The sequence below is a fragment of the Thalassovita mangrovi genome (genome assembly GCF_009857745.1).
In the GTDB taxonomy this organism is placed as follows: Bacteria; Pseudomonadota; Alphaproteobacteria; order Rhodobacterales; family Rhodobacteraceae; genus Thalassobius; species Thalassobius mangrovi.
In genome coordinates, this window is record NZ_WWEN01000018.1 from 1 (window position 1) to 3,438 (window position 3,438).

Consider the following 3,438-nt stretch of genomic DNA (forward strand, 5'->3'; position numbering starts at 1 on the left):
CTGATAGCGAACCGAGGCGAGATCGCGATCCGCATCATGCGGGCCGCGAACGAGCTGGGCAAGAAGACCGTCGCGATCTATGCCGAGGAGGACAAGCTGGGGCTGCACCGGTTCAAGGCGGACGAGGCGTACCGGATCGGCGAAGGCATGGGGCCGGTGGCGGCTTACCTGTCGATCAGCGAGATCATCCGGGTGGCCAAGCTGTCGGGCGCCGACGCGATCCATCCCGGCTATGGCCTGCTGTCGGAAAACCCCGATTTCGTCGATGCCTGCGAAGCGGCCGGCATCGCCTTCATCGGGCCCAAGGCGGCGACGATGCGGGCGCTCGGCGACAAGGCCAGCGCGCGCAAGGTAGCGATCGCGGCCGGCGTGCCGGTGATCCCGGCCACCGAGGTGCTGGGCGACGACATGGCGGCGATCAAACGCGAGGCCGCCGAGATCGGCTATCCGCTGATGCTGAAAGCCAGCTGGGGCGGCGGCGGCCGCGGCATGCGGCCGATCCTGGGCGAGGACGAGCTGGAAGAGAAGGTGCTGGAAGGCCGACGCGAGGCGGAAGCGGCGTTTGGCAATGGCGAAGGGTATCTGGAAAAGATGATCACCCGCGCGCGCCATGTCGAGGTGCAGATCCTCGGCGACCAGCACGGCGAGATCTATCACCTGTGGGAACGCGACTGCTCGGTGCAGCGGCGTAACCAGAAAGTGGTCGAACGCGCCCCCGCGCCCTACCTGAGCCAGGACCAGCGCGAGGAGTTGTGCGAGCTGGGCCGCCGCATCTGCGCCCATGTGAATTACGAATGCGCCGGCACCGTCGAATTCCTGATGGATATGGAAAGCGGCAAGTTCTACTTCATCGAGGTCAACCCGCGGGTGCAGGTGGAACACACGGTGACCGAGGAAGTCACCGGCATCGACATCGTGCAGGCGCAGATCAAGATCGCCGAGGGCAAGCCGCTGGCCGAGGCCACCGGCAAGACCGGCCAGGACCAGATCACCCTGAACGGCCACGCGCTGCAGACCCGGATCACCACCGAGGACCCGCAGAACAACTTCATCCCCGATTACGGCCGCATCACCGCCTACCGTTCGGCCACCGGCATGGGCATCCGGCTCGACGGCGGCACCGCTTACGCGGGCGGGGTGATCACCCGTTATTATGACAGCCTCTTGGTGAAGGTCACCGCCTGGGCGCCGACCCCGGACGCGGCGATCCACCGGATGGACCGGGCGCTGCGCGAATTCCGCATCCGCGGCGTGTCCACCAACATCGCCTTCGTGGAAAACCTGCTGAAGCACCCGACCTTCCTCAACAACACCTACACCACCAAGTTCATCGACGAGACGCCGGAACTGTTCGAGTTCGAGCAGCGCCGCGACCGCGGCACCAAGGTTCTGACCTACATCGCCGACATCACCGTCAACGGGCATCCCGAAACCGAAGGCCGCGCCGAACCGCCCGCCGATATCAGGCTGCCCAAACCGCCGGTTTCCATCGGCGAGGTGCAGCCCGGAACCAAGACCCTGCTGGAGGAAAAGGGCGCCAAGGCGGTGGCCGACTGGATGCTGGAACAAAAACAGCTGCTGCTGACCGACACCACCATGCGCGACGGGCACCAGTCCTTGCTGGCGACCCGGATGCGCTCGATCGACATGATCAAGGTGGCGCCGGCCTATGCCGCCAACCTGCCGCAGCTGTTCTCGGTCGAATGCTGGGGCGGCGCGACCTTCGACGTGGCTTACCGCTTCTTGCAGGAATGCCCGTGGCAGCGGCTGCGCGACCTGCGTTGGGCGATGCCGAACGTGCTGACCCAGATGCTGCTGCGCGCCTCCAACGGCGTGGGCTACACCAACTATCCCGACAACGTGGTGCGCGAATTCGTCCGCCAGGCGGCGGTGACCGGCGTCGACGTGTTCCGCGTCTTCGACAGTCTGAACTGGGTCGAAAACATGCGCGTGGCGATGGACGCGGTGATCGAGAGCGGCAAGATCTGCGAAGGCACGATCTGCTATACCGGCGACATCCTCGACCCGAACCGGGCCAAGTACGACCTGAAATATTACGTCGACATGGCCAAGGAGCTGGAAGCGGCCGGCGCCCATATCATCGGGCTGAAGGACATGGCGGGGCTGCTGAAACCCGCCGCCGCGCGGGTGCTGGTCAAGGCGCTGAAGGACGAACTGACCATCCCGGTGCATTTCCACACCCATGACACCAGCGGCATCGCCGGGGCCACCATCCTGGCGGCAAGTGACGCGGGCGTCGATGCGGCGGACGCGGCGATGGACGCGTTCTCGGGCGGCACCTCGCAGGCCTGCCTCGGCTCGATCGTCGAGGCGCTGCGCAACACCGACCGCGACACCGGCATCGACATCGCGCGGATCCGCGAGATCTCCAACTACTGGGAACAGGTGCGGGCGCAATACGTGGCGTTCGAATCCGGCCTGCAGGCCCCGGCGTCGGAGGTCTACCTGCACGAAATGCCCGGCGGTCAGTTCACCAACCTCAAGGCGCAGGCGCGCTCGCTGGGGCTGGAGGAACGCTGGCACGAGGTCGCCCAGACCTATGCCGACGTCAACCGGATGTTCGGCGATATCGTCAAGGTGACGCCGTCGTCGAAAGTGGTGGGCGACATGGCGCTGATGATGGTGTCCCAGGGCCTGAGCCGCGCCGATGTGGAAGACCCCGAGAAGGAGGTCGCCTTCCCCGATTCCGTGATCGACATGATGCGCGGCAACCTCGGCCAGCCGCCGAACGGCTTCCCCGAGGGCATCGTCAAGAAAGTGCTGAAGGACGAGGCGCCCAACCTTGAGCGGCCCGGCAAGCACCTCGACCCGGTCGACCTGGACGCCGCGCGGCAGCAGGCCGTTGAGGCCTGCGACGGGATCGAGATCGACGACGAGGACCTGAACGGCTACCTGATGTATCCCAAGGTGTTCACCGATTACATGGCGCGCCACGCGCTGTACGGCCCGGTGCGGTCGCTGCCGACGCGCACCTTCTTCTACGGCATGGAGCCGGGCGAGGAGATCGAGGCCGAGATCGACCCCGGCAAGACGCTGGAAATCCGGCTGCAGGCGGTGGGCGAGACCAGCGAGGACGGCGAGGTGAAGGTGTTCTTCGAACTCAACGGCCAGCCCCGCGTGATCCGGGTGCCGAACCGGCTGGTGAAATCCACCACCGCGGCCCGGCCCAAGGCCGAAGCCGGCAACCCCGCCCATATCGGCGCGCCGATGCCCGGCGTGGTGGCGAGCGTGGGCGTCAGCGCCGGTCAGAAGGTCTCCGAGGGCGACCTGCTGCTGACCATCGAGGCGATGAAGATGGAAACCGGCATCCACGCCGAACGCGACGCCGTGATCAAGGCCGTCCACGTCCAGCCCGGAACCCAGATCGACGCAAAAGACCTGCTGATCGAGTTCGAATGAAACAAAGGGGGCCTGCCC

1 protein-coding gene is annotated in these 3,438 nt (G+C 66.1%); it reads left to right on the forward strand.

Going from position 1 to position 3,438, the window contains the following annotated elements; translation table 11 throughout:
- The coding region (locus GR167_RS20025; RefSeq protein ID WP_160975512.1) for a pyruvate carboxylase at positions 1 to 3,420 on the forward strand (3,420 nt) is incomplete at its 5' end.
- Positions 3,421 to 3,438 lie beyond the last annotated feature (18 nt).